This is a genomic window from Mesorhizobium caraganae, assembly GCF_016836705.1.
Lineage (GTDB): Bacteria > Pseudomonadota > Alphaproteobacteria > Rhizobiales > Rhizobiaceae > Mesorhizobium > Mesorhizobium caraganae.
In genome coordinates, this window is record NZ_JAFCGY010000162.1 from 1 (window position 1) to 428 (window position 428).

Below are 428 nucleotides of genomic sequence, written 5' to 3' on the forward strand. Positions count from 1 at the left end.
ACGCCAGCATCGGCTGCGCGATCTATCCCGACGACGGCGAGGAGCTGGGCGAGCTGCTGGAGAAGGCCGACCAGGCCATGTACGACGTCAAGCGCTCGAAGAAAACCTCGCGCGAGTGATGCGCGGCGGCGCGCCTGACGCGCCGCAATTTCGATGCTGGCGGCGACGCCGTTTTGCGTTGCTTTCGTTCATCGTTCATCGACGCGGGAAATCCGCGGCGACGGCGCGCGCTTCGGCCGCGCCCCATCGAAGCGCCATTGCGTGCCGGATAAACGCCTGTTGGCGTCCTTCCGCGGATTAATACACGCGCACGGCATATCCAGCTGCATATAAAAATCATATGTCCTGGGCCTATCGCCGCCGCCGGCTAGTTCGTAGCATTTTCTTCGCGAGCGCTCGCGCCGAAAGCGGCGGCCGCTTCGCTGTAT

Annotated in this window: 2 protein-coding genes; one reads left to right on the top strand and one right to left on the bottom strand. The window is 63.6% G+C overall.

All coding sequences use genetic code 11. From position 1 onward, the window contains the following. The first annotated feature begins 8 nt into the window (after positions 1 to 8). On the top strand, positions 9 to 119 hold the full coding sequence (locus JQK88_RS37115; protein WP_312037402.1) for a diguanylate cyclase domain-containing protein: 111 nt from the start codon (positions 9 to 11) through the stop codon (positions 117 to 119). 69 nt (positions 120 to 188) lie between these two features. On the opposite strand, the gene JQK88_RS35890 is transcribed toward JQK88_RS37115, so the two are convergent. Further along, the coding region (locus JQK88_RS35890; RefSeq protein ID WP_210388459.1) for a hypothetical protein at positions 189 to 428 on the bottom strand (240 nt) is incomplete at its 5' end.